Origin of the sequence: Streptomyces sp. GESEQ-4, assembly GCF_017948455.1 — a bacterium.
GTDB lineage: Bacteria > Actinomycetota > Actinomycetes > Streptomycetales > Streptomycetaceae > Streptomyces.
On sequence record NZ_JAFFSU010000021.1, the window covers coordinates 108,216 to 131,256 of the forward strand.

The 23,041-nt window shown below is 63.9% G+C and carries 23 protein-coding genes and 2 pseudogenes; 18 read left to right on the plus strand and 7 right to left on the minus strand.

Annotated features, from left to right (window positions below; genetic code table 11):
- Positions 1 to 64 precede the first annotated feature (64 nt).
- The 9 genes from mycP (KCH48_RS31775) (at position 65) to KCH48_RS31815 (ending at position 9,285) form a co-directional block, all read left to right on the plus strand.
- Complete coding sequence (mycP, locus tag KCH48_RS31775; RefSeq protein WP_246886178.1) at positions 65 to 1,273, plus strand: type VII secretion-associated serine protease mycosin; 1,209 nt, start codon at positions 65 to 67, stop codon at positions 1,271 to 1,273.
- Between the two features lie 187 nt (positions 1,274 to 1,460).
- Positions 1,461 to 2,828 (plus strand): type VII secretion-associated serine protease mycosin, encoded by a 1,368-nt coding sequence (gene mycP, locus KCH48_RS31780; protein WP_246886179.1) that lies wholly within the window; start codon positions 1,461 to 1,463, stop codon positions 2,826 to 2,828.
- Between the two features lie 515 nt (positions 2,829 to 3,343).
- Complete coding sequence (locus tag KCH48_RS31785) at positions 3,344 to 3,682, plus strand: hypothetical protein (protein WP_307841005.1); 339 nt, start codon at positions 3,344 to 3,346, stop codon at positions 3,680 to 3,682.
- Positions 3,679 to 4,803: a WXG100 family type VII secretion target gene (locus tag KCH48_RS31790; RefSeq protein WP_210579073.1), complete on the plus strand. Its 1,125-nt coding sequence runs from the start codon at positions 3,679 to 3,681 to the stop codon at positions 4,801 to 4,803. The genes KCH48_RS31785 and KCH48_RS31790 overlap by 4 nt, the downstream gene beginning before the upstream one ends.
- Positions 4,803 to 6,209 (plus strand): hypothetical protein, encoded by a 1,407-nt coding sequence (locus KCH48_RS31795; RefSeq protein ID WP_210579075.1) that lies wholly within the window; start codon positions 4,803 to 4,805, stop codon positions 6,207 to 6,209. The genes KCH48_RS31790 and KCH48_RS31795 overlap by 1 nt, the downstream gene beginning before the upstream one ends.
- 289 nt (positions 6,210 to 6,498) lie before the next feature.
- Positions 6,499 to 6,882 (plus strand): hypothetical protein, encoded by a 384-nt coding sequence (locus tag KCH48_RS31800; RefSeq protein WP_210579089.1) that lies wholly within the window; start codon positions 6,499 to 6,501, stop codon positions 6,880 to 6,882.
- A gap of 241 nt (positions 6,883 to 7,123) precedes the next feature.
- Entirely contained in the window at positions 7,124 to 7,426 is a 303-nt protein-coding gene (locus tag KCH48_RS31805; protein ID WP_210579092.1) for a hypothetical protein, read from the plus strand.
- A gap of 12 nt (positions 7,427 to 7,438) precedes the next feature.
- A complete protein-coding gene (locus KCH48_RS31810; RefSeq protein WP_210579095.1) occupies positions 7,439 to 8,737 on the plus strand; it encodes a putative T7SS-secreted protein in 1,299 nt (432 codons plus the stop codon).
- 35 nt (positions 8,738 to 8,772) lie between these two features.
- Entirely contained in the window at positions 8,773 to 9,285 is a 513-nt protein-coding gene (locus KCH48_RS31815; protein ID WP_210579098.1) for a hypothetical protein, read from the plus strand.
- A 62-nt stretch (positions 9,286 to 9,347) separates the two neighbouring features.
- On the opposite strand, the gene KCH48_RS31820 is transcribed toward KCH48_RS31815, so the two are convergent.
- Entirely contained in the window at positions 9,348 to 10,073 is a 726-nt protein-coding gene (locus tag KCH48_RS31820; protein WP_210579108.1) for a hypothetical protein, read from the minus strand.
- 277 nt (positions 10,074 to 10,350) lie between these two features.
- Between KCH48_RS31820 and KCH48_RS31825 the strand changes: the two genes are divergently transcribed.
- Positions 10,351 to 10,704, plus strand: a complete 354-nt coding sequence (locus tag KCH48_RS31825; RefSeq protein ID WP_210579110.1) for a DUF4333 domain-containing protein — start codon at positions 10,351 to 10,353, stop codon at positions 10,702 to 10,704.
- A gap of 222 nt (positions 10,705 to 10,926) precedes the next feature.
- On the opposite strand, the gene KCH48_RS31830 is transcribed toward KCH48_RS31825, so the two are convergent.
- Positions 10,927 to 11,334 carry an ATP-binding protein gene (locus KCH48_RS31830; protein WP_210579114.1) on the minus strand — a complete coding sequence of 136 codons (408 nt, stop codon included), beginning with the start codon at positions 11,332 to 11,334 and terminating at the stop codon, positions 10,927 to 10,929.
- Positions 11,335 to 11,568: 234 nt separating this feature from the next.
- On the opposite strand from KCH48_RS31830, the gene KCH48_RS31835 reads away from it, so the two are divergent.
- The 3 genes from KCH48_RS31835 (at position 11,569) to KCH48_RS31845 (ending at position 13,066) form a co-directional block, all read left to right on the plus strand.
- Positions 11,569 to 12,420, plus strand: coding sequence for a helix-turn-helix transcriptional regulator (locus tag KCH48_RS31835; protein WP_210579117.1), 852 nt, complete (start codon positions 11,569 to 11,571; stop codon positions 12,418 to 12,420).
- 8 nt (positions 12,421 to 12,428) lie between these two features.
- Positions 12,429 to 12,638 (plus strand): DUF397 domain-containing protein, encoded by a 210-nt coding sequence (locus tag KCH48_RS31840; protein WP_210579120.1) that lies wholly within the window; start codon positions 12,429 to 12,431, stop codon positions 12,636 to 12,638.
- A gap of 86 nt (positions 12,639 to 12,724) precedes the next feature.
- Positions 12,725 to 13,066, plus strand: a complete 342-nt coding sequence (locus KCH48_RS31845) for a VOC family protein (RefSeq protein ID WP_210579122.1) — start codon at positions 12,725 to 12,727, stop codon at positions 13,064 to 13,066.
- Positions 13,067 to 13,087: 21 nt separating this feature from the next.
- Here the strand turns inward: KCH48_RS31845 and KCH48_RS31850 are convergent.
- Positions 13,088 to 13,912 (minus strand): annotated as a pseudogene (locus KCH48_RS31850) (IS5 family transposase).
- A 1,241-nt stretch (positions 13,913 to 15,153) separates the two neighbouring features.
- On the opposite strand from KCH48_RS31850, the gene KCH48_RS31855 reads away from it, so the two are divergent.
- Entirely contained in the window at positions 15,154 to 15,666 is a 513-nt protein-coding gene (locus tag KCH48_RS31855) for a hypothetical protein (protein WP_210579138.1), read from the plus strand.
- On the opposite strand, the pseudogene KCH48_RS42530 reads toward KCH48_RS31855, so the two are convergent.
- Positions 15,650 to 16,013, minus strand: a pseudogene (locus KCH48_RS42530) (hypothetical protein). The gene KCH48_RS31855 and the pseudogene KCH48_RS42530 sit on opposite strands and share 17 nt — an antisense overlap.
- Before the next feature lie 276 nt (positions 16,014 to 16,289).
- On the opposite strand from KCH48_RS42530, the gene KCH48_RS31860 reads away from it, so the two are divergent.
- From KCH48_RS31860 to KCH48_RS31870, 3 genes are all read left to right on the plus strand, one after another.
- Complete coding sequence (locus KCH48_RS31860) at positions 16,290 to 17,090, plus strand: hypothetical protein (protein WP_246886180.1); 801 nt, start codon at positions 16,290 to 16,292, stop codon at positions 17,088 to 17,090.
- 80 nt (positions 17,091 to 17,170) lie between these two features.
- Positions 17,171 to 17,791: a DUF2975 domain-containing protein gene (locus KCH48_RS31865; protein WP_210579141.1), complete on the plus strand. Its 621-nt coding sequence runs from the start codon at positions 17,171 to 17,173 to the stop codon at positions 17,789 to 17,791.
- Positions 17,791 to 18,015, plus strand: coding sequence for a helix-turn-helix transcriptional regulator (locus KCH48_RS31870; protein WP_030401109.1), 225 nt, complete (start codon positions 17,791 to 17,793; stop codon positions 18,013 to 18,015). Before KCH48_RS31865 ends, KCH48_RS31870 begins: the two co-directional genes overlap by 1 nt.
- A 176-nt stretch (positions 18,016 to 18,191) precedes the next feature.
- On the opposite strand, the gene KCH48_RS31875 is transcribed toward KCH48_RS31870, so the two are convergent.
- A complete protein-coding gene (locus tag KCH48_RS31875) occupies positions 18,192 to 19,625 on the minus strand; it encodes a non-reducing end alpha-L-arabinofuranosidase family hydrolase (protein ID WP_210579142.1) in 1,434 nt (477 codons plus the stop codon).
- 415 nt (positions 19,626 to 20,040) lie between these two features.
- Positions 20,041 to 21,066, minus strand: a complete 1,026-nt coding sequence (locus KCH48_RS31880) for a YncE family protein (RefSeq protein WP_210579144.1) — start codon at positions 21,064 to 21,066, stop codon at positions 20,041 to 20,043.
- A 215-nt stretch (positions 21,067 to 21,281) separates the two neighbouring features.
- On the opposite strand from KCH48_RS31880, the gene KCH48_RS31885 reads away from it, so the two are divergent.
- Positions 21,282 to 21,485: a hypothetical protein gene (locus tag KCH48_RS31885; protein ID WP_210579146.1), complete on the plus strand. Its 204-nt coding sequence runs from the start codon at positions 21,282 to 21,284 to the stop codon at positions 21,483 to 21,485.
- A gap of 133 nt (positions 21,486 to 21,618) precedes the next feature.
- Here KCH48_RS31885 and KCH48_RS31890 read toward each other — a convergent pair whose 3' ends face one another.
- Positions 21,619 to 22,245 carry a hypothetical protein gene (locus KCH48_RS31890; protein WP_210579153.1) on the minus strand — a complete coding sequence of 209 codons (627 nt, stop codon included), beginning with the start codon at positions 22,243 to 22,245 and terminating at the stop codon, positions 21,619 to 21,621.
- Between the last annotated feature and the right edge of the window lie 796 nt (positions 22,246 to 23,041).

The window sequence follows — 23,041 nt, forward strand, 5'->3', positions numbered from 1 at the left end:
AGCTTTGCTCCTCACTACGGCCCCAACCGCATCGGCGGATTACGTCAGAGATCAACAATGGGCCTTGAACGCATTCGCAGTAGAAGATGTATGGGCTGAATCCCAGGGGCAAGGCGTTACCGTTGCGGTTGTCGACACTGGTGTCGACGCCAGTCACCCCGATCTGACGGGCCAGGTTCTTAAGGGCAAGGACTTCACCGGTGGAGGAGATGCCCAAGAGGACGTGGTCGGGCATGGGACCAGTATGGCGAGTCTTATTGCTGCGCATGGCCATGGTGCAGGAAATGACTCCGGCATGATCGGCCTCGCGCCTAAGGCTAAGATCCTGCCACTGCGTACTCTCCAGACGCGAGATGATAAGAATCTGGACGAGACGTGGGCTCCTGCGGTTCGTTATGCGGTGGACGAGGGTGCGAAGGTCATCAACCTGTCCTTTGCTGATGAGTACAGCACGACTGGAATCGATGGTCGAGATGCAATTGCGTATGCGCAGGCACACGATGTAGTCGTTGTTGCTGGAACAGGGAACAATGGTGGAGATGTCGGTTATCCGGCTGCGTTGCCCGGAGTGGTGGCTGTCGGTGCCGTGGATAAAGAGGCCAATCTTTGGGAGAATTCCAACACCGGGGAGCAAGTGGCGCTGACAGCGCCGGGCGTCGAAATTCTCGGCGCAAACAAGAACCGATCCCAGGGGTACGGTATTGCTAGCGGCACCTCGGACGCAACAGCCTACGTATCCGCTGCCGCAGCCTTGGTCCGCTCAAAATTCCCTGACCTCTCCGCAGGCCAGGTCATCAACCGCCTGATCAAGTCGGCCACGTTCGCGCACCATAAGGGGCTCAAGGCGCCCGACGAGGAATACGGCTACGGGATTGTTCGGCCCTACTCGGCACTCACGATGGATATCCCGGCCGGTCCCAAGAAGAACCCTCTCGGTCAGCTCCAGGCGTCCAATTCCACTTCTGGGAAGGCATCCGATGGTACGGACAGCTCGACCCAGGCCAAAAAGAAGGACTCTTCCTCCAGGAACCTCCTCGTGCTTGCTGGCGGTATCGCGGCCGTTGTGGTCATTGGTGCGATCGTCTTCGCAGTAATCCGCAGCCGCCGCAACGGCGGTAACGGTGGCCCAGGCTCGGGCGGTGGAACCCCCGCTCATGGCTCGGGATACCCGACTCAGCCCTACCCCAGTGCAGCTCCCAACCAGGGGTACCCCAATGCCCCTGGCCAGCACCCCAATCCCTACGCCCAACAACCCCCGTACCAAGGGCAGTAGAAGGGGCCGCCATCCGGCAGCGGCGCCTCATGCGTGGGAATCGTCATCTTCCTACTCCCGGCCCGGTTGAGCGCTGCCTTGGATGGTTGCAAGCGGAATGTGACGGAACTTTGAGTAGCCAAACCCGCGAGCCGCACGGAGTAACCGTGTGGCTCGTCTGCATGAAGACTGGCGGAGCCTGTCGTAGTTGAGCGAGGAGCAGAAAGTGCGTTTCAAGCGAGTCTGGTCTGCGGCGGGAGTCGCGGCATTGACAGGGGCTGTGCTCCTCACAGCGGCCCCAGGCGCCTCAGCGGACTACGTCAGGGATCAACAATGGGTATTGGATGTATTCGCGATGGAAGACACCTGGGCTGAGGCACAAGGGGAGGGGGTGACTGTTGCAGTAGTAGATTCCGGCGTGGACGGCAGTCACCCGGATCTAGCTGGACAGGTCCTTGAGGGTAAAGACTTCACTGGCGGAGGTAACCCCCAGGAGGACTTGGACGGTCATGGGACGAGCATGGCGAGCCTCATTGCCGCGCACGGCAATGGCGCCGGAAATGCGTCTGGCATGTTTGGGTTCGCGCCAAAGGCGAAGATTTTGCCCCTTCGTGTCCTGCAGACACAGAAAGACCCTAATCATGATGAGACCTGGGCCGCGGCGGTTCGATACGCAGTGGACCATGGCGCGAAGGTAATCAATCTTTCTTTCGGTAACGATGGCGGCAAGACTCTAAGTGATGGTCGTGCAGCTATCGCGTATGCGCAAGCCCACGATGTCGTTGTTGTTGCGGGCGCAGGTAATGATGGATCCATTGCTGTCGACGAGCCAGCAGCACTGCCCGGGGTTGTTTCTGTGGGTGCTGTGGATAAGAACGCCAACCGCTGGGAAGGCTCCAACACTGGAAAGGGGCTTGTCCTAATGGCTCCCGGTGTCGAGATTCTCGCCGCGGATCCGACTCTGTCGCCGCAATACAGTTTGTCAAATGGCACATCGGGTGCAACAGCCTATGTATCCGCTGCTGCCGCCTTGGTCCGGTCAAAGTTCCCTGGCCTCACGGCCGGCCAAGTCATCAATCGCCTCATCAAATCGGCCTCGTTCCTCGGCCACAAGGGACTAAAGGCACCCGACGAGGAGTATGGCTACGGGATTATCCGCCCCCGCCAGGCACTGACCATGGACATTCCCGCTGGCCCCAAGGAGAACCCTCTCGGCCAGCTCCAATCGTCCGACTCGACGTCCGGCAAGGCATCCGAGGAAGCGAACGCCTCGACTCAGGCCACGAAGAAGTCTTCCTCCAGCAGCGTCCTCGTCCTCGCTGCCGGCATCGCAGCCATTGTGATCGTCGGTGCTATCGCCTTTGTGGCGATCCGCAACCGCCGCAATGGAGGTAGCGGCGGCCCGGGCTCCGGCGGCGGCACCACGGTTTATGGCACCAGCTACCCGTCCCAGCCCTCAACGGGCTACGGGTCGTATCCCCACTCAGCTCCCCAGGGGTACCCACCTGCTCCAGGTCAGCCCCCGCAGTACCCCAACCCGTACGCCCAACAACCCCCGCATCAAGGGCAGCGGTAGGAGTAACTCCCCGGGGTTTTCCACGAACCCTGGCGATCGGGCAGCAGAGCGAACAAGTCCGAGTAACAGAAGGGATCTTCGTCAATGGGCGCCATCGTCCTTGTCGTCGGCATCATCGGTGTAGGAGCCGTAATCGCCGCAGTCATCGTCTTCGCCGTAACCCGCAGCCGCCGACCATCCGGCAACGGCAGCCCCGCCAACGGAACTTACCCGCCGAACATGGGCCACCCGCCTCAGCAGCCGATGTACCCGCCCGCACAACAGCCGTACCCCACCGCAGCCCCCAATCAGGGATACCCCACTCCTCCGGCACAGCCCCCGCAGAATCCCAACCCTTACCCCCAACAGCCCCCGTACCAAGGCCAGTAGCGGAGTTGGGCCTCATTCAGCAGCGGGCTGAAAGGGGCCGCCTGCATCCCTTACGTGAATTGATGCAATCCGAGGTCCGACCTGCACGCGATGATCTCGCTTGCTCAGTGCCGCAGTACGTGCATCAACAGAACTAGGACAGTGAAGTGGCTGACGACGGAACCTCGTATTACGAACCCGGGGCGGGAAGAGACTTGGCCCGGAAGTTCGAGATGCAGGCGTACGACCTGAGGGCGTACCTCAAGAAGTTCGAGGAGGAGACAGGAGAAGAAGCGATCACCGATGGCTTCGGCGTCCTGACGGAGTCGGAGGAGGTTACATCAGCTTACATTTCTTACTCCGCAGACGTTGCCAGCGCCATGAAAGTCGTGCAGCAGCACTTGGACAAGATCGCTGACGCCTTGCGAAAGGTGAACAGGGACACCGAAGTCACTGACGACGACCTCGCGGTTCTCTTCGGGAAGAATTCGGACGGTGACCGGTGAGCGGGAACGAGTCCGTAGCCGAAGAGATCATCGAACTCGGCATTGAGGTCATCAATCCCGGCGGTCGTCCTGATGAGTTGAAAGCTGCGGCTAAGGCGTGGCGACAGTTGAAGTCTGAAGCCGAAGGCATGGTCAAGGACCTGGACAAGGACGTCAGAGCCACTGTCGGGCACACCTGGCGTGGTGACGCGGCCAATGCCTTCCAAAGCCATTGGGACGAGTTCGCCGCTGCCGTGCTGAGCGCGACGGATGACTTCGACGAGGCCGCTAAGGGTCTTGAAGACGCGGCCAAGAGTATTGAGGAGGTCAATAGCGAGATTCACGACATCTACATAGAGATCGGTATCTCGATCGGCGTCTCTGTGGGCATGTCATTCCTGACGCTGGGTGTCTCGGCGGCAGCCGGCACGGCGCGAGTCACCATGTTGGTCACAAGGGCGCTCGACGCGGCAGGCCGACTGGGGCAGATCCTGCGAGCCATCGCCACCGCCTTCCGGACCCTGCACAACATGGGTAAGACAGGGCGACTCATTGCCGAAGGGGCGCTGAACTGGGCTGGTGGCACCGCTGGCGGCATGGTTACCAGCCAACTCAGCGGCAAGGGCTGGGAATTCGGGACCAACATGATCGGAGGCCTGGCGGGCGCGACTGTCGGGACCGCCGCAAGCAAGGCCGTGACCGCAGCGGGCGGCAAGGAGATCCTTAGCGGGATGGCCGGGGGAGCGGCTGGAGGGATGTCGGGGGACTATGCGGACTCCCGCCGCAAAGGGGAGGACTTCGACATCAGGCAGAGCGCTGTCACCGGTATTGCCGGAGGCGCCGCTGGCGGACTCGGCGGCGGGGCAAGGGCAGTCGACAGAGGGCTCGATGACATGGCTCGGGGTCTGAGAAACGAGAACGACTTCGCCTACAGCGGGGAGCGCCCGGAGCATCAGCAGACCGGAGTCGACGTTGCATTCGGTGCCTCCACGCCCATAGCGGGCGGCGTTTCCGCGAACACAGCGAAGGAGGGGTTCGACGGCGTAGACGAGAGCACGGAAGACGCCCAGAAGGCCGCTGAGCGGGGCGTTGAGGCCGACCACAAGACGGCAACGGACCGGATTCGCGAGGACTTCGGTTGATGATGAGCACGGAAGTGATTCGTACGCCTTTCAAGGCGTCCTCCAAGATCGGCGCCTGGTGTGCAGGGCTGGTTTGGATAGCAGCGACGTCAGTGCTCGGACTGTGGCTGTTCGGCACTGCCCCAGAGCTCCGGCGGCAGATGGTTCTGGTTTCGCTTGGCTCTGCGCTCATCTGCGTTGTGGTGATCGCACTGCATCAACGGTCGGCAGGGGGACGACGACCGCTCAATGAGGTCGCCGCTGCCGCAACTCAAGTTGCCGAACACACGCATGGCCCGACTGCGGAGGTGGCCTCGGTGCCACAGACGCTCCCTTCGAGGCGAGGTCAGCAGTTTCGAAGCCTTGCCTGGGTGATCGGAATTTCCACCGTACTTATGGCGGTTTTCGCCCTGACGGTGGGCACACCCCAGAGGTCGGATCTGGTGGAGCGCATCCATTCAGCCGGAGCCGAATTCGGCGTCGCGCGGGCGGAAAAGGTCAGTGATGTCCGACGGAAGTCCTCAAGGGGCAAGGACCCCTACACGGCAACGGTGATCGTTCAGCTGCCTGTCAAGGCTGGCAGTGAGGCTGTGTCGGCGACGGTCAAGCCGACGACGAAGAAGCCGTTGAGCCCGGGCGACCCGGTGGAGGTGTTGTATGCGCCCGAACAGCCGCAGCTAGGAGCGGTGGCCGGGAACGAGCGTAGCCTCGGCTCGGAATTGCGTGGGGAAACGATGCCCGCGTACATGCGCTGGCTCTTCGTCGCCGCATGGATTCTGGGCTGCGTTGCCGCTATCAGTCATGTGTCGTCCAAGCATGGTTTCCGCCGGTATTCACGTCTGGGCCCAGAAGACAAGGTCATTCGGGGGCAGTACACCCGTGCTGGTGGGCCTGGTGCTGCTGGGCACGGAGCGGAGGGGAAGGACGTCTACCTGGAGATCCGGACGGACGCGGGGTGGGTGCATTTCCGCGCGGGCGCCGGCAAGCACGCTCTACCAGGGCCGGTGGAAGGCCAGCATCTTTGGCTGTGTTGGGACGCTCATCGAGGAGTGCGCGGTTCGCGGATCTCTCCGAGTAGAACGCCTGCGGCATTGGTGTTTGACACGGGGTTCGTGGTGCACGGCATGTTGAGTGTTGACGAGGCGCGGTCGTTGAACGATAGCGGTGTCTCAGTGGAGAAGCTCAGCCCTGCTCTGCGAGAGAACCGATCGCTCCGGCTGGTGGATTTTCGCTCTCAGTGGCCTCTCTTTGTCAGTTCATTGGTATTGCAGGCTGGCGTGGTGGTCATCGGTTGTTCTGCGTTGTTGACATTCGATGTGGCAACTGGGTGGCGATGGGCGGCGGGAATCATCGGTATTCTTGGAGTATTCGCGGCCGTTGGAGAATATTTGACCGAGGATGCTCCCCCGAAGCAAGTTGCAGCATAGACGTATTCGTGGATAGCGTGAATGCGTCTTGACGGAGAAGGCTATGACGAGTTCAACGGTGGCACCTGATGTCGAGCAGGTGCTGAAGCACAACAAACGCACATGGGCGAGGCACGTTGTAGGGCGAATCGCTCTCGGGCTGGCCTTGATCGTAGTGTCTTTTGTGCTGAATGTCGTGGGGGTCCCGGACTCCTTCTTGACGGTACTCCCAGTCCCTGTCGGGATTTTCGTCCTGCTATTTCTGCTCCTCCGGACCCGGCACGGACGACGCCTCACCGTCTGCGAGAGGGTGCTGCGCACCTACCCCCTCGAATACCGCACGCGAGTGGACAAGAAGAGCGAGCATTGGAGGCTGCTCGGGACCGTGTTCACCGTCAGGGTCTCCACTCGCGGACAACACGGTGCGCCGCTGATGCGCGCGATCAACGCGTCAACGATCCGTCGCTGGCCCAAGGGAGCGGAGGACGGCGGTGCGTGGGTCGCCGGCGATCTCCCCTTCGGCGGAGTCGTGATCGTCCCTGGCACCAACGACATGCTGTTCATGCAGCCATCGGACTGGGAGAAGTTCGCCCGCGATCGTGAGCAGGCCGACCCCTCGCGTGTCGCGCAGGCGCAACAGGCCGGGCTCACCGAGCTCGTGGAGAAGGAACCGAACATGACCTACGCCTACTAAGCGCGTTCTCATTCTGTCCAGTCCCAGCACCACGACGAGCTCAACGGGCGAGAGAATCGCGTGGGTTGCGAACACTGACGCCGTCGCTCAAGCATGGCCATGCCGAAAGGCTCCCTTGTCACGTCGAAAGTGGCGTGAAGAGGTGGTGAGGGCGTACATCTGAAATGCGATCTTGGTGATAGCGTACGGGGATGGTTGCTAATGCGACTGAGTATAGGCGGAGTTAAAGGGGGGCCTCGCGGTGACTGATCTCGAAGTAGATCCCGAGATCCTCAAAAAGGGCGCGTCGGACATTCTGCAGTGTCTTACGCCCGTCGAGAAAGCGGACCTGGAGCCTCTGGCCGAGAAGGGGTCCTCGATCGGGGTTGATTCGGCGACTGCGGCACTGGTGACATTCTGTGCGACGTGGCAGTCGGGTGTCGAGTTCCTCGCGGATTGCGCCGCGACCCTTGCAGCGGGGTTGAACTCGGCCAGCAACAACTACGCGGCCACGGACGACGCCATCCATGACGCTGTGAATTCGGTCAAGTCGGACTTGAGTTAGGGACAGGAATTCATGGCTGCTGCGCTCGGGGAGACGACTGACCCGAAGGAACTCATCCCGGGAGACGTCGAGAAGCTTGGTGAGCTCGCCACCGCCCTTACCAACTGGTCGGACAAGCTCGACGGAATCGGTGATGGTCTGGGTGGGCTGCGCATCCCAGGCTGGACAGGCAAGGCCAGTGACGCCTTCTGGCCCACCCTGTCCAAGGAGAAGACGAACTGGTATCTCGCTTCCGACGCGATGTCGGGAGCAGCCAAGGCGATCACCTCGTACTCCTCCATGCTGAGTTGGGCGCAGCAGCAGGCTGCGACAGCAATCACGCAGTGGGGGTCCGGCCAACACGATTCGGCGGAATCGGTGCTGAAGGGTGCGTGCCAGCAACTTCAGCAGGAGGCCGAGACGTTGGCCAAGAAGCTTGACGACCTTGCAGGGGGTGCCTCCGACAGTCCCGGTTGGCTTACGGAGGCCAGAGACTGGGTTGACGCCAAGCAGTGGACCGACGAGCACGGGGTCGGCAAGTCGACGCAAAGCCATTTGCTGTGGGAGAACGAGAGATGGCGGCCCAGAGGCGAAGACGGCCAATGGCGCACGGAGAAAGAGTGGGGCAAGGACGAGAACGGTAACTGGTATATCCGAGACAAGGCTGCACAGCCCGCAGACGGGGATCCGGCGGATCCGGCCACTGGCAAGAAGGCCGACGTCAATATCAAGCTCGCCGAGTTCTCCGGCAGCGCCAGCGCTTGGTCGGCAGGCGACTCCGGAGAGACGACTGCGGGTGGCGTCAAGCTGAAGGGTGCGGCAGGCGTTTCGGCGCTCGGAGTAGACGGATCTGTTGCGGCCAGCGTCACAAACGGGAGGCTGCAGGCCGGAGTCTCGGGGAGGGCCTACCTGGGGCAGGCTACCGCGAGCGGCAAGGCGGAATACGGCATCGCCGCAGCACAGGTCGAAGGAAAGGCCTTTGCCGGTGCCGAAGCCTCGGCGAACTTGTCCGCCGGTAAAGACGGACTGCACGCCGGAGCAGAGGCATTCGCCGGAGCCAAGGCCACGGGGTCGGTCTCCGCGGATGTAGGTGGTGTCGGTGCCGGTGTCGGCGGCGAGGCCTGGGCGGGGGTGGGGGCTGCGGCCCACGCCGACGTAGGCATGAAGGACGGCAAGTTCACCATCGGCGGAGATGTCGGAGTCGGTCTGGGTGTCGGTGGCAAGGTCTCTGTCGATATCACCGTCGATCCCGGCAAGATGATTGACTCGGCCGGCGACGCTGCTGATGCGGTGGGCGATGCCTGGGACAGCACGGTCGGCAGCTGGTTCTAGCCCGAGCTGACGCTTATCAAGGAAGTGGATTCACGATGGCCACCACGTTGCCGATCAAGATCTCGTTCTCGTTGCCGGACGGCTGGCAGTCGGCACCCCCGGACGAGGTGGGAGCGCCCGGCGTAGCATTCGTCGCGCTCCATCTCGCGTCCATGGGCGATTTCACGGCGAACATCACCATCGCGGGGCGCATGCGCAACGACAGCGCCTCCTTGTGGCAGATCGCCGACGAGTCGGTGCGGCGGCTGGAGCAAGCAGGGCCCGTGGAAGTCATCAAGAAGACCGAAGTGGGCACACCGGATGTCCCAGGACTGACTGACTCTCCTGGGGTGGTTCAGAATCTCCGCCTCTCCACGACGCTGAGGGGAGAACCTCTGGAACTCCTCCAGAGTCAGGTGTACCTCGGTATGGAGGACGTCAAGAATCCGATGAAGCGTGTCGTCATCGAGCTGGTCCTCACGGCTAAGCCGAGCCAACTCGACCAGGTCATCGAGGACTTCCAGCAGTTCATCAGGACAGTGCGCCCGGCTGACGATACTCCGGTCTAGCCCAAGAGAATGCCCCTCGCCCCGGTAAGCGTTTATGCCGGGGCGAGGGGCATTCTGGTCGTTCAGGCGACAGTCCAAGCCTGTTCCGGAATCCGGTCGAGCGCATCGCACAGGTAGTTCAAATTCTCGTCGACGGCATGCGGAGACAAGGTACCTGTGTACCACGTGATGAGTTCGTCGTCGCGGAACCGAAGAGGGGACTTCTTGGCTCGGGGGTCCGTGAGCATAAAGGGTACGATGCCGCCATTCAAGGCGTTCCGGAAGAACGTCTCATCCTTGGTAAGCACCCGAAACTCCTTGTCGAACTCCGGTACGCCGACAGGCTTGCCGGGCCGGCCGTCCGCCAGCGCGCCCAGTTTGCTCCTGCGGAGGATCTCCATATACGACCCCGAGCCGGGTGCCGCGACGATGAAGACTGCCTTGATGGCGAGACGCCTGTGGTCCCCAAAGTCGCTGACGTCACCATCCACCGCGGAGCGCTTGTAGCGGTATTCGAAATACTTGAAGGAACGTCCGCGGAACTCGCCTGTGGTGTAGTGCCAAGCGGCTTGATTCTCCCCCTTGTACAGAATGGGGCCCATGCCGCCGTACTGGTCAATCTGCCCTCGCGCGCATGGATCGTACGTCCAACCGCGTTCCGGAGCGATCTGGGCGATCTGTGACCATTCGTTCCTGATCCGCGCGTCCTCTCTGCGTCTGCGCACGAAAATGCTGATCACCAAGGCGAACATGCCCGCGATGAAGGCGAAGAGCAATGCCTTGATCAGTATCCCTACCAGTGGCTCCATGGCTCAAGATTATGACGGACGCGTGACGGCAACGGTGCCGGGTGGCTCCTGATCGTGGAAGGTGCGCACCTACGATTGGCGGCAGCAATCGTTGATTCTTTCGGCCTCTCCTTACGCGTGGAGATCATTCGCGGACAACGTGAAGAGGTCATGATGTAGCCCAGGTAGCTCTGACTGACGCTGATGCGCCGCATTTCCGTGCGTGCCCATCTCTGGAACGGTCCCGTCAAGTATGCTTCGGGGGCTTTCATCTTGATCGCAAGAAGTGGAACCCCTCATGGTCGCAACTCGTTTGTCCGCAGCAACTTGGGGCCTCTCAGCCGTAACCGTCGCCGCGTTGCTCGCCGGCTGCTCGGCTTCGGTCAACGTTGAGAAATCCGAGCCAAAACTGTCTGCGAACAAACTGGCTATCACCGTCGCCGAAGAGCTCGCCGCCACAACAGGCCAGCCGAAACCGGACATCACATGTCCCGAGGACCTCGCCGGAAAGGTCGGCAACACAACTCGCTGTACGTTGACAGCGGACGACGGCAGTACCTTGGGTGTGACGGTCACCGTATCTTCCGTCGACGGAGACAAAATCAACTTCGATATCAAGGCTGACGATAAGGCTTCCCCGGCGTCGAATTAACAGCCGACCCAGTCGACGAGCCGGCCCGCATGTAGCAGACCTCTGCCAAGACGAGCCAAGCGGGGAAGTATGACTTGCGTGGTTGCTTGAGCAGCCGGATGACAGCGTCGTGGTCCTGCGCTCTCGGTGCGATCACCATCACCGCCAGGACCAGACGGGCAGCCGACCATTGTGCCCGCATGCGCTGGTGATGGTCGACTCCCGCTGACACTTCGGCGTGACCTACGCGGCAACGAGCTCGCACCACACGCATTTCCCCCGGTTGCCGTTCCTGGTCAGTGGCTGCCACCCCCACACGTCGGCACAGGTGCGAACCAGTGCGAGGCCGCGGCCTTCCTCGGCGTCGGCCAAGTCGCCGAGTTTTGATGGCGGTTCCGGCGGCTGGGGGTCAGTGTCCCAGGCGCCGATACGCAGTACGCCGTCGCGCCATCGCAGGCGCAGGGCGGCAGGTCCTTTGGTGTGGCGAACGGCGTTGGAGATCAGCTCCGCCGCGAGGAGTTCGGCGGTGTCCACGAGGCGGATCAAGCCGTGCATGGTGAGGATCAGCCGGACCGTGCGGCGACAGACTGTGACGGCGCGTGGGTCGTTCGGGATGTAGAGGGAATACTCCCAGGGTTCGTTTTCGGGCATGACGGAACTCCTGTCGAAGGTAGGGGAGTTGGCGACTTCGCGGGAAGGGGGACGGTGGCAGTGCCGCAGCCGTCATGGCAGGACGGAGCGGTGCGCTTCCGGGATCCCGAAGTTCGCAGCGTGTGCATCGCGTCACTGACGGTAGGTATGAAACTTAGTACTCTGCAAGTCGTTCGCGTAATCTGACATCCGAACGGGGCACCCCGGCCAGTGAGTTGAACCAGGGAGCTGTACATGGCAACACGGCGTCATCCCACTGCGCGTCAGGCGCGTCTGGGTGCCGAGCTGCGCAAGCTTCGCGAGGCCGCAGGGCTCAAGGCCACCGAGGCGGCGACGCTGCTGGGGGTGAGCTCGGTCCAGATGAGTCAGATCGAGTCCGGAGTCGCAGGCGTCAGCGAGGAACGCGTACGTCGACTCGCGGCCAACTATGCCTGTTCGCAAGTTGAGTTGATCGATGGCCTGGTAGTTATGGCCACTGATCGGACCCGCGGCTGGTGGGAGGAGTACCGGGGCACTCTTCCCGCTGCTTACCTGGATCTATCCGAACTGGATCACTTCGCGACGTTCCGCCACGATGTGGCGATCATCCATGTGCCCGGGCTCTTCCAGACGGACGCTTACGCGCGCGCCCTTTTCTCCTACATGAACCCGGAGTTCCCATCGAGCGAGGTGGAGCATCGGGTGAAGCACAGGATGAGGCGGAAAGTCATTATCGAAGGCCCCAACCGCATTCCGTACGAAACCGTGATCCACGAGGCGGCCCTCCGTATCCAGGTGGCTGGCAGTGCGGTATCCCGGGCTCAACTGGCCCGTATTCTGGAGCTGTCCGATGCGGATCACGTGACGGTGCGAGTCATCCCGTTCGGATTGGACGACTTCGCCGGAGCCGGCAGCGCGATGGTGTACGTCGGCGGAGCGGTGCCCTGCTTGGACACCGTGGTGCGCGATGCCCCGCACGGCACGGGCTTCATCGACTCCGCAGCCCAGCTGGAGCACTCTCGAAGACTCTTCCGTAGGGTGAAGGGAGCGTCGCTCACTCCCGAGCAGTCGCGTGACCTCATCAACCAAATCGCCAAGGAACTGTGAGGACAGCCATGATCGCCCCCGCCCAGTGGAAGAAGTCGTCCTTCTCCGGCGGCGGTGAGGGCAACGACTGCGTTGAGATAGGTCACCTCCACACCCGAGTCGCGATACGCGACTCGAAGACCCCGGCTCAGGGCACGCTGTCCTTCCCGACTGGCGCCTTCACGGCGTTCATCAGCAGCCTTAAGGCCGACACCGGTTGGGACATCCAGGTCCTTTAGAACTCGTAACACGATCTTGTTGCTCGCCGTAGGCGGGTGTGATCGGCGTCGAGACTTGATGGAGCCAGCGGACCTACCATGGCGGCATGCCCATCGACCTATTCGCAGGCATCCCGGTCAACGACTACGTATCGGCGCTGGGCTGGTACGAACGACTCTTCGGCTCTCCACCTACGTTCGTCGCGAGCGACACCGAGGCCGTGTGGGAACTGGCAGAACACCGGTCGGTCGCGATCGAGCACCTACCCGAGCACGCGGGTCATGCGATGCACACCATCTTCGTGGACGACTTCGACACCCTCATCAGCCAGATCGCCGGTCGGGGACTTGAGCCCGCGAAGCGGGAGACCTACGAGAACGGCGTGCGCAAAGCCACGTACCGCGATCCCGACGGGAACGAGATCGGGTTCGGTGGCGCGCCGCGCTGACCACAGCCTGCTTGCGGTCCGCTATCCGCTCATCGTGAAGCAGGCGCGTGTCTTCTTGAGGCGTCTCCAGCAGATGAGGCCACAGGCCAGGGAGACGAGTGCGTCGTGCAGGTCGAGGTGTCGTTCCCAGCGGACGGCCAGCCGTTTGAAGTGGTGCAGGCGCGAGAAGGTCTGCTCGACGACGTAGCGGAGCTTGCCCAGGCCCTTGATGTTCGGGGCGCCCTTGCGGGAGATCACCGGCAGGATCCGGCGCCTGTGCAGCTCACGCCGGTTGGGGTTGCTGTTGTAGCCCTTGTCACCGAGGAGGGCGTCCGGACGCCTGCGCGGTCGACCTGGTTGCCGGCCACGGGCGGCACGCCGTCGACCAGGGCCAGGGTCTGCGTGACGTCGTTGACGTTGGCCGCGGTGGTGATGACCTTGAACGGGGTGCCTCTGACGTCGCAGATCAGATGGTGCTTACTGCCCGTCTTCCTGCGGTCGACCGGCGACGGGCCGGTAGCCTCGCCCCCTTTTCGCGCGGATGTGGGAGGCATCCACGCAGGCCCGGGTCCAGTCCAGTGCGTCGGCCGTGTGCAGCTCGGCGAGCAGTATGCGGTGCAGCTTGTCGAAGGCGCCGGCCTCGTGCCACCGCCCGCGTCGGCGCCAGCAGGTCTGCCCCGAGCCGAACCGCAGCTCCAGCGGCAGCAGTTGCCAGCTCACGTCGTTGTAGAGAACGTACAAGATGCCCTGCAGGCATAACCGGTCATCCACCGGCTTCGGGCCGGGAGCCTTCTGCGGCCACGGAGGCAGCAACGGCTCCATCAGCGCCCACAGCTCGTCATCCAAGATCCACGGCCGATTCCCCACACCTCAGAAACGGCGGAATCGTCCTACCGGTCACGCCTGACCGGCACACCTCAACAAGATCGTGTTACGAGCTCTTATGTGCCGGTGGAAGATTCCAGGGACTCGTTTTTGTCGCGCGATCGGGCGAGCGATCTACGATCGGGTCGCCCTATCAGACGGCACCGAGACCTGAGGGCTCTTTCGGGGCCATCAACCTCATATGTGCAACCGACGACCAGGAGTAGTGCGCGTGAAGACGGACGTCCCCGTCCCCGTCCCCGTGGTCAAGTGTGCGTTCGACGACCCGGGAACCCGGCTGATGCACGAGCGCGCTCGTAGAAGAGCCCTCGTCAATCTCCTGTTCCGAGCCGTGGGCTGGATCGCGTTGCTGATCGTGGCACGCACGGTCGAAACCGACGCGCAACTCGTCGAGGGGACTGCTTCGTTCCTTCTGATCCCCACCGCGTTCTTGCTCTCCGGGCCGGCCAGGAAGCTGCGCTGGCTGCGGAGCATCGAAACTATGCTGCGGTCGTTCCCCTGGCGGCACTGTGTCGTGACTCGTGACCAAGGCACGCAGGTGAGCCGCGGAACTGCGGTACGGGTTGGGCTTGCTGCCGATGCAGGCGACAGGGAATGGTCTGGGACCATGTCTGCCCGGACCTGGCAGCCGGCGCCGACCGAGGTCAGGGCAGTTGGAGGACGGTGTCTGGTTTGCAGGTGGCCTGGACCGCGGGGGCGTCGTCGCGAGGCCCGGCGGTGAAGTGCTGATGACCGTCCAGCGCCCGTAGGATCGTCCGGCGGCTCGGGCCCTGGTGGGGAGAGTTGTAGGGCGTTCCACATGGCGGCGAACTGTTCGGCAGCGAAGTTCTTGTGGTTGCCGAGGAGGCGTCTGCGGATCTCCCATTCAGGGTCGGTGGCGCGATGGTGGCCGCCTCGGTCGTCATCAGCGGCGTGCGCCGCGATCTCGCCCCAGTCCGCGCGATCGGCCGAGGTCACTGGCAGCCGCGAAATCGGCTATGCGGATGCGCCCCGTTTCACGCAGATAGCTCGTGCCCCTGTGGAGCGTTTACGCCAGGCTGCCACCAGCGGGCGGTAATCCGCCTGATCCTCACCGCCACCGCATCCCAACACCCCTCTGTCCTGGAGGACTTCCGAGAATTCGTGCGTACGGTTCGCCCGGGCACCGGCGCGGCTTCTTAGCGCGTTTCCCACCCAAGCGGCACATCCTGCACCGTCAATCCGACTCTCCTTAGGTTGATTTCATGGGTCTTTTCGACAAGCTCACCGGAACCAAGCGCCCCGCCGACGGTGTCGCCCCACGATCTGCCGCTGAGGTCCACGCGGCTCTGATCGGCCTCAATCGCCCCGACGTCCCGTACGTCATCCGGGACGGCAGCGCGGAGGGTGTCGATCTGGTGGCGGAGTGGCGCCTCCTGGACCCGGCCTGGCAGACGTTCTTCGTTCGCACCCAGGTGAGCCGTGTGTTCCAGGTCCGTATGCGCCTGGTTCCGGAGAAGCAGGAAGTCCGTTCCCTCGACCAGCAATACGAGGTTACGTGGGTCGGCGACACCCCGAGTCTGGCCATCGCGGCCGAGGCCCAACGCGGCCAGGTACAGACGGTTTCGAAACGCTGGACGCTAGGCGGGGGCGAAGACGGCGGTCCCGAAGCGAACGAGACATTCAGTTTCGATAGTTCTGACCTGAAGAATCCCCTACAGGACGCTGTCCTGGGCGCGGGGTGGACATGGCGCGGAGTCATCACCGGCAAGCTGTGAGATTCGTTGGACCACGTCCGATTGCCTGAGTGATGTCCTCCGCCGAAGTATTCACGGCAACGCGAGTACCGGATGGCGGACTCCGATTGCCGTTCCTGGCCAGCGGCTGCCGCCCCCCATACGTCGGCGCAGGCGCGGACCAGTGCGAGGCGGCGGCCTTCCTCCGCGTCGGCCAAGTCGTCCGGGTTCGATGGCAGTTCGGGCGGCTGGGGGTCGGCGTCCCGGGCGCAACCAGTTCCGCCGTGAGGAAACTCGGCGGTGTCGGCGAGGCGGATCAACCCGTGCATCGTGAGGATCAGGCGGACGGTACGACGGCAGACGGTGACGGCGCGTGGGTCGTTCGGGATGTAGAGGGAGTACTCCCAGGGTTCGTTCTCCCGCGTGGCCGAACTCCTATTGCGAGAAGGGGAGTTAGCGAATGCGCCGCAGGCTGGCTACGACGTCGTAATTCGGGATCTGGCACATCTTGGGGGAGCCGTCATGGCGGGTCACTGATGCAGCATCTTCCACGCCCTGGACGACGTGCTCGGCCTGGATCTGCCCTGCAGGCGGTCCGGGAGAGGGACGGTGAGAGGTCCCGGGGGCGCGCTACGCTGCGGTTCTTCGGAGGATGGGGGCATGGCATGCGGCAGCGGGGGACGGGGTTACGGGTGGCCGTGCTCGGCGCGGCCCTGATGGTCCTCGTCGGCTGCGGTTCCAAGACCGCCGGGACCGATGAGGAGACGACGACGGGCGCGGCCACGGCCTCCGCATGGACGCTCGCCGCTCCGATTCGCATCGACGGCGTCCGTGCCGCCGACGGCGGCCGGTCTCTGGTGGTCGGTGCCGAAGTGCCTGACGGGGCACGCGACTGCGTGCGCAGCCTGCGCGGTGAGCTCGAGACCGTCGAGCACGGCACGGTGTACGTGAGGGTCACGTTCGAGACGCGTTCCCTGGACCAGGACTCCGGATGCACCGGCACGCAGCGGGTCAAAGCGACGGTGAAGTTGGGCGAGCCCCTGGGCACACGCAGGGTCATGGTGAACAGCATGGACGTGTACACGCCCGTCGGTGCCACGCCACCCGCCCTGCGGCAGTGCGGTGAGAACGGCTGCGACCCCACGCCGCCGCGTTGCACCTCGTCCTCGTACGGGCAGGCCGTCAACGACACGGACATCCCCAAGCACACGAGCTGGGAGGAGCGCGGCTGCGACGAGACGTGGCTGGTGCTGGACCTGTCGACCCGGATGGGGCCGGCGTGTGGTGATGCCGGCGACGGGTGTTCCTCCTCTGGCGTCTCCCAGCGCTGGTTCTACCGGGCCGAGTCCTCGGGCTGGCGGCCGGTCGCCACGAACGGCGATGCGGGATGCGCCGGGATCCACAAAGTCCTGCCGGAATTGCCCGAGCGCCTCTGTGCGTCGCTGCCACGGCTCGACCGCGGCTGATCCCCGAGCCTGTGGCCGCGCGTATCGTTTATCGATAGTATCGATAAACGATATGAGTGCGGCGATGGGCAGGGAGAATCATGGGTGCGAAGTCCTGGTGGAGCGGCAGCGACAGCCGACTGCTGGAGGCGGCTCTAGGTCTGGCTGCTGTGCTGGTCGGCGTCTTCCAAGCGCTGATCCCGGCCCTCGGAGTGGTTGGTCTCATCGATCCGATGAACACGCGTGAGATCGAGGCGGCGACCACGACCCGGGTAGCGGAGACCGTCACCGACGGGGTGGCGGGACACAGCATGACCCTCACCGGCACCCACCAGGCCGACCTCGTCTTCGCCGGCCCCACTCTGGGCCAGCGCCTGATGCTCGCTCTGCCGCAGGTCATCGACGGTCTGTTCCTGCTCCTCATCCTGGCCGTCCTCCTTCAGATGGCCAGAACCCTGCGCGGCGGCGATGTCTTCGTACCGATCAACGCCCGACGCCTGAGCGTCGTAGGACTCACAGTGCTGGTGCAGACCACCCTCGCCCCGGTACTGCTGGCGCTCACCACACAGATTCTGGTGAGCGGCTCGCCCATGGCCGACCAGATCCCCTTCTCGGCCACCTTCACCGGCGAGTACGTCCTGCTGGCACTCCTGATCCTGGCCCTGGGTGAGGTCTTCCGGCGTGGTACGAGGCTTCGCGCCGACACCGAAGGGCTTGTCTGATGCCGCCAGAAGAGGAACACCGGGTCCAGGTCCACTTGGACCGACTGCTGGCCGAGCGCGGCATGACGCTGTCCGAACTGGCGGCCAGGGTCGGGGTGACGGTGGTCAACCTCTCCATCCTCAAGAACGACCGGGCAAAAGCGATCCGCTTCTCCACCCTTACCGCGATCTGCCGCGAACTGAACTGCCAGCCCGGCGACTTGCTCAGCATCCGCAAGGACTGACCCGCTCCGGAGAACCTGGACAGAGACTGGACAGAGAGAGGAATCCCAGCCGAACGCGCGGCTGGGATTCCTCGATGCGGTGAGTGGTGAGTATCGGTCAGCAGGTGGAGTCGCTCACGCCGTAAGCCGCTCGTCTACGGACCGCACCACATCGCGATCACCGTGGATCAGGCGGGTCAGCGCTGAAGGGTGAGCACGCCCGGCCGGTAGGGCAGTTGCAAGTAGGGGGTGCCCGGCGGTGTGTTGGGGGAGTGGCCCTGGTAGAGGAACTGCAGGTTGCAGGGGTCGATGGTCATGGTCTGGTCGGGGTTGTTGCGGACCAGGTCACCGTGGCTGATGTCGTTGGTCCAGGAGGCACCGCTGTTGGCCTTGCCCGCGAAGGGGTTGCTTTCGGTGGCGGCCTGCGGGGTCCACGAACCGTTCAGGTTGGAGGCCGTGAAGGAGCGGAAGAAGCGCTGCTCAGTCGCACCCCGAGCCTCAACGATCATGAGGTACTGGTTCTGGCCCTGGACCTTGTAGACCTCCGGCGCCTCGAACAGGTTCTTCTCTGTGTCGCTCATGATCGTCGTGTACGACGAGCCGAAGCTGCCGGGGAAGTTCCCGATCGGCATGCTCGCCCGGTAGATCTTGCCGTTGTCACCGGCGAAGAACAGGTACATGTTCTGGTTGTCGGCGATCAGCGTCGGGTCGATCGGGACGCCGCCCTCGCCGGCGGGGAAGCTGCCGGTGAACAGCGGCTGCGGCGCGGACCAGCCGTTGGGGTTGGTGGGGTCGCTGGACGTGCGGTAGGCGAACTGCCAGGGGGTACCCCACCCATTCGAGGCCAGTACCCAGATGTTCTTGGGCGCGAAGTAGAACAGTTTGGGCGCCACCGCGAGCTGGCTCATCCTGGTCTGGGTAGCCGTCGCCATGTCCGACCAGTTCGTGAAGGGGCTGAACCCCATCGTGCCCCAGTTCGATCCGTCAGAGGTCGTCGCGTAGACCAGGCGCTTGCCGTTGTGCGTCGTGGTGGTGAAGTCCTTCAGCGCGATCCCCCCGTTCGCCGGCTGCGCCAGTGGACCTGTCGAGGTCCACCGGTACGTCGACGGAAGAGCACACGCGTTGCCCGTCTCGGACAGGCCGGTCCACTTCTGGTTGTTGGCGCCGTTGCACGTCCAGATCTGCACCGCCGTGGTGTTGGCCGTACCGCCGCCCGAGACGTCCAGGCACAGCCCGGACTGCACGCCGACGATGGTGCCGTCGGTGTTCGCCCGCCACTGCTGGTTCGGCCCGCCGTTGCAGGTGTAGATCTGCACCCGGGTCCCGGACGTGGTGGCGTGGCCCGGGACATCCAGGCACTTGTTGCCGTACACGGTCAGCTGGTTGTTGTCCGTCAGCGTCCACTGCTGGTTGGTGGCGCCGTTGCAGTCCCAGATCTGCAGGAACGTGCCGTCGGTCTGGCCGGCGCCCGGCACATCGAGACACCGGCCGGAACCGACACCGCGCACCGCGCCGCTGGTGGCCGCCTGAGCCGGGCCGGCGGCGAGCATCGCCGCCAACGCGGCCAGGACCGCGACCGCGGCGGCGAGTACCGCAGCCGGATGTCTGCGGCTGAAACTATGTCCACGCATAAGGACCTCGTCATCCTTGAGCAAGCGGCTCCGGTTTGCCCCGGTCCGAGGCTGTCCGGCTGTCGGGTGTGGCGTGCGTTGGAGCGTTCGGTATGTCGAACAAGGGTCGAAGTGTCGAGCAACTGGATGATTGAGGCTCCATTGATCAGCGTCAATACCTCTCGCAACCTCTCGCACAATTCGCGAGCCGAAACGTTCGCAGGCTGAAACTACGCGGCTTCAAGTCCCGTGGTCGTACGGGTCTTTGGTGTGAGGGGGAGATAGCAGTGCGGGCACGGGCTTGGTGATCATTACGGCCGTCCTACGCCTGACGATCACGAGAGTGTCCCGTGCCACTGATGCGTCATCCCTGGTCCCTGCCGTGCACCTGCATCCCCGGCCTGCCGAGTTGGTCCCGAACCCAGGGTGGTCGGCCTCAGGAGGCGGCGGGCAGCAGCACCGAAGAGTCCGGTTCCAGCTGGGTGCCGAAGCCGCCGACGACGGCAAGCCGGTCCAGATCGACGACGGCGATCCGGTTGGTGCCCAGCAGGGACACATACGCCAGGGGCCTGCCGGGGTGCAGTGACACGGCGGCCGGGGTCCCGTCGAGCTGAAGGGAGCGGACCGGCCGCAGGTCGGTGCTGAACACGGTGAGGGTGCCCGCGACTATGTCCGTCACCAACAGCCGCTCGTCGTCGAGGGTGTAGACCCGCAGCGGGTCTCCGCCCACCTTCCGGCTCCGCCGCACCTTCATGGTGCGCGCGTCAATGGCGACCAGGGAGGAGCTCTTACGGGCACCGACGAACAGCGTCTTCTCGTCCCGGCTCAGACAGCTGCTCTCGGGCAGTTGGCCGGGAGTCACCAGGAGCGGTGGGACGGAGGCGTCGTGGGGGCGCACAAGGCTCACCGTGTGGGACAACAGGCCGGTGACGTAGGCTCGTTCGCCGTCCCGGCTGAGCGTGAACAGATGGGTCTTCACCCCGTGCGTGGGTACCGCCCTGGTGGGTGCCTGGTCGGTGGACGGGGCGTCGAAACCGAGCAGTACCGCCTTCTCCTCACTCAGGGCGTACAGCCGGTCGTGGCGGTCGATGCCCATGCCGTGGATGCGGTTGAACGGCCGGGTGTCGATGGTCCGCGCCAGGGACCGCTCGACGAGGTCGATGACGAAGACCGCGGCGCCGCCCTCGCCGACGACGGAGGCCATGCGCACTCCGTAGTGCCCGACATAGGCGAATCGCCCGCGCGAGTCGACGACCATCTCATGCGGATAGTCGGGCAGCCCGACGGTCTGCAGGCGCTGCCCCGACGCGGCGTCGTAGAAACCGACCGCGTGGCTGCCCTTCTCCACCACCACCAGTACGTCGGACTCCGCGGCCCGGGGAGCACCGGCAGCCGGCGTGGTCAGCCCGCTCGCTAACGTTCCGGCGCCCGCCGCCTTGATCACCGTACGACGCGTTACCACAGTCCCTCACCTCGATCTCTCGACAGCCCGTCATCGTCGCCGGCACGGGACCGCGGCCCTCGCGTCCAGGCGTGAGTCTGCTCGACACGGAACCGTAGTAGGCCGGACTGGGGCAAGGCCACCGCGCATCTTCTATGTTGAACTGCCCGTTTATCAGGGAGAGTTGCACGATGGCTTGAACGTCAGGACTCAGACGAGTAGGCCTCGTGTTGACGATGGCTGCTCTGCTGTCTGCCACGGTCGTGCCGGCCGCGTCCGCAGCGCCGGACGGTTCTGGTCACGGTGTGCCTCCGGACCAGTTGACGGTGGTCACCGCCCCGGTGGCATCCGGTCTGAAGCAACCGGTCGCGATGGTCGCGGCCAACGACCACAGCGGGCGGATGCTCATCGCCGAGAGAGCGAGGGCATCAACCGCGTGATCAAGCTGGTCGCCCGCAACGCCTTCGGGTTCCGTAACGCCACCAACCAACGACTACGGACACGCTGTGTCATCACCCGACGAGCCCGCGGACACCTCCGCACCGCACAACTGTGAAGACCCGAATTCGCCCTTCATCCGCCCACCATGATGTTGGGTTCCTTCTCCAAGAGCCTTGAGAGACCGGCCTGTTCGGCAAGGGCCCTGCGCTGTGGTTCGGCCTGGGCGCGCTCCTGCTCGTACGTCTCCCAGTCCGCTGGCTGCACGAAGAGCATGTCGTTGCTCGCCGGCACGATCATGACGCCGCCGAAGGCCATGTCACCGGCGAACCAGGCACCCCCCTTCTCGGCCTCCTTCGGCCAGCGGCGCACTGTCGAGGCGTTGAGGGCGCGCAGGGAAGGGGTGCCGTGCTGCCCGCGTACCGTCAGCCTGACGGTGTGCACATTTCCGAGGTACTTCCACTCGGAACCCTTCTTCACTACCCGGGTGCGGTACTCCAGGGGGTAGGTGCGCAGCACCTTTTCGCAAGCCGTGAGCCGCGACCCGTGGCGCAGTCGCAGTGCCAGGAAGATCAGTACGAACAGGGCGGCTGGGATGCCGAACGCGGGGAGGGCGGCGTCATAGCCGACCAGGTGAGCCGCGTACGGCATCGCGAAGAGGGCCATGACGAGCGCCAGGCGTGTGGCGATGTGCTGGTACAGCTGCGTGCGGTTGTGCTTCAGTACCTGCGCGACGTCAGGTGGCTGGGGCGGGTTGTCCATGTGGTGGCTTCGTCCTGATTCAAAATCGCTCGCGGTCTACGCCGCAGAGCAGGCCTCGGCGGTGCAGCGGGCCGTGAGCGACGGCTTGTTGATTGCTTCCTGCCGGTCCGGCGACGACTTGATGTTTTACGTTGCCCCCGGACCTCCGCGCTTATCGGCCGGCGGTCCGGAGTGTTACCCCGGGAGTCACTTGTGCGGTCGTTCGCGGTGACACATGACAGGACCGCCACCTCTCACGAGGCAGCGGCCAGTGAAGCATAGCTACCATATGAAGTATGACGGCGCCTCAATTCCGTAGGAGTTCGGGTACGACGTGCCTTTCGCGGTAGAGTTCGAGCTCACCTCATACCAGCCACCCCAGGTGTTGGTCGCGTAGTCAAGGTAGCTGCAGTAGAAGTTGTTTGTCTCGGTGCGGACTTTTACCGCTTTCCCTATGTAAGTCGTTTGGGATGAGCCGAGCACGTCATAGAGGTTCCCGATCTCAAGTGCGCGGCCATTGCTCGGCATCGCGCCCCATGAATCAGCGCAGGCTGCCCAGTACGCCCTGCGGCAACTGCTGGCAGTGCAGGGGCGATTGACGGGCAAGACCAGTCTTCTCCTGGAGGCTCGGCAACAGGGGATCGCTCCTATCCCCGACCAGCGCGAACTCGGCGATCGCGCCCGGAAAGACAAGCTGAGTCCACCCCTCGACCTTCGCTGACGCGGCCTCTAAACACAGTCGGCGGTGCCGCTTCTTGCTCTGCCTCCGTGCCTCTCATGGCAGTTGACTCGGCCGCGGACACTGTGACGGCCTCGA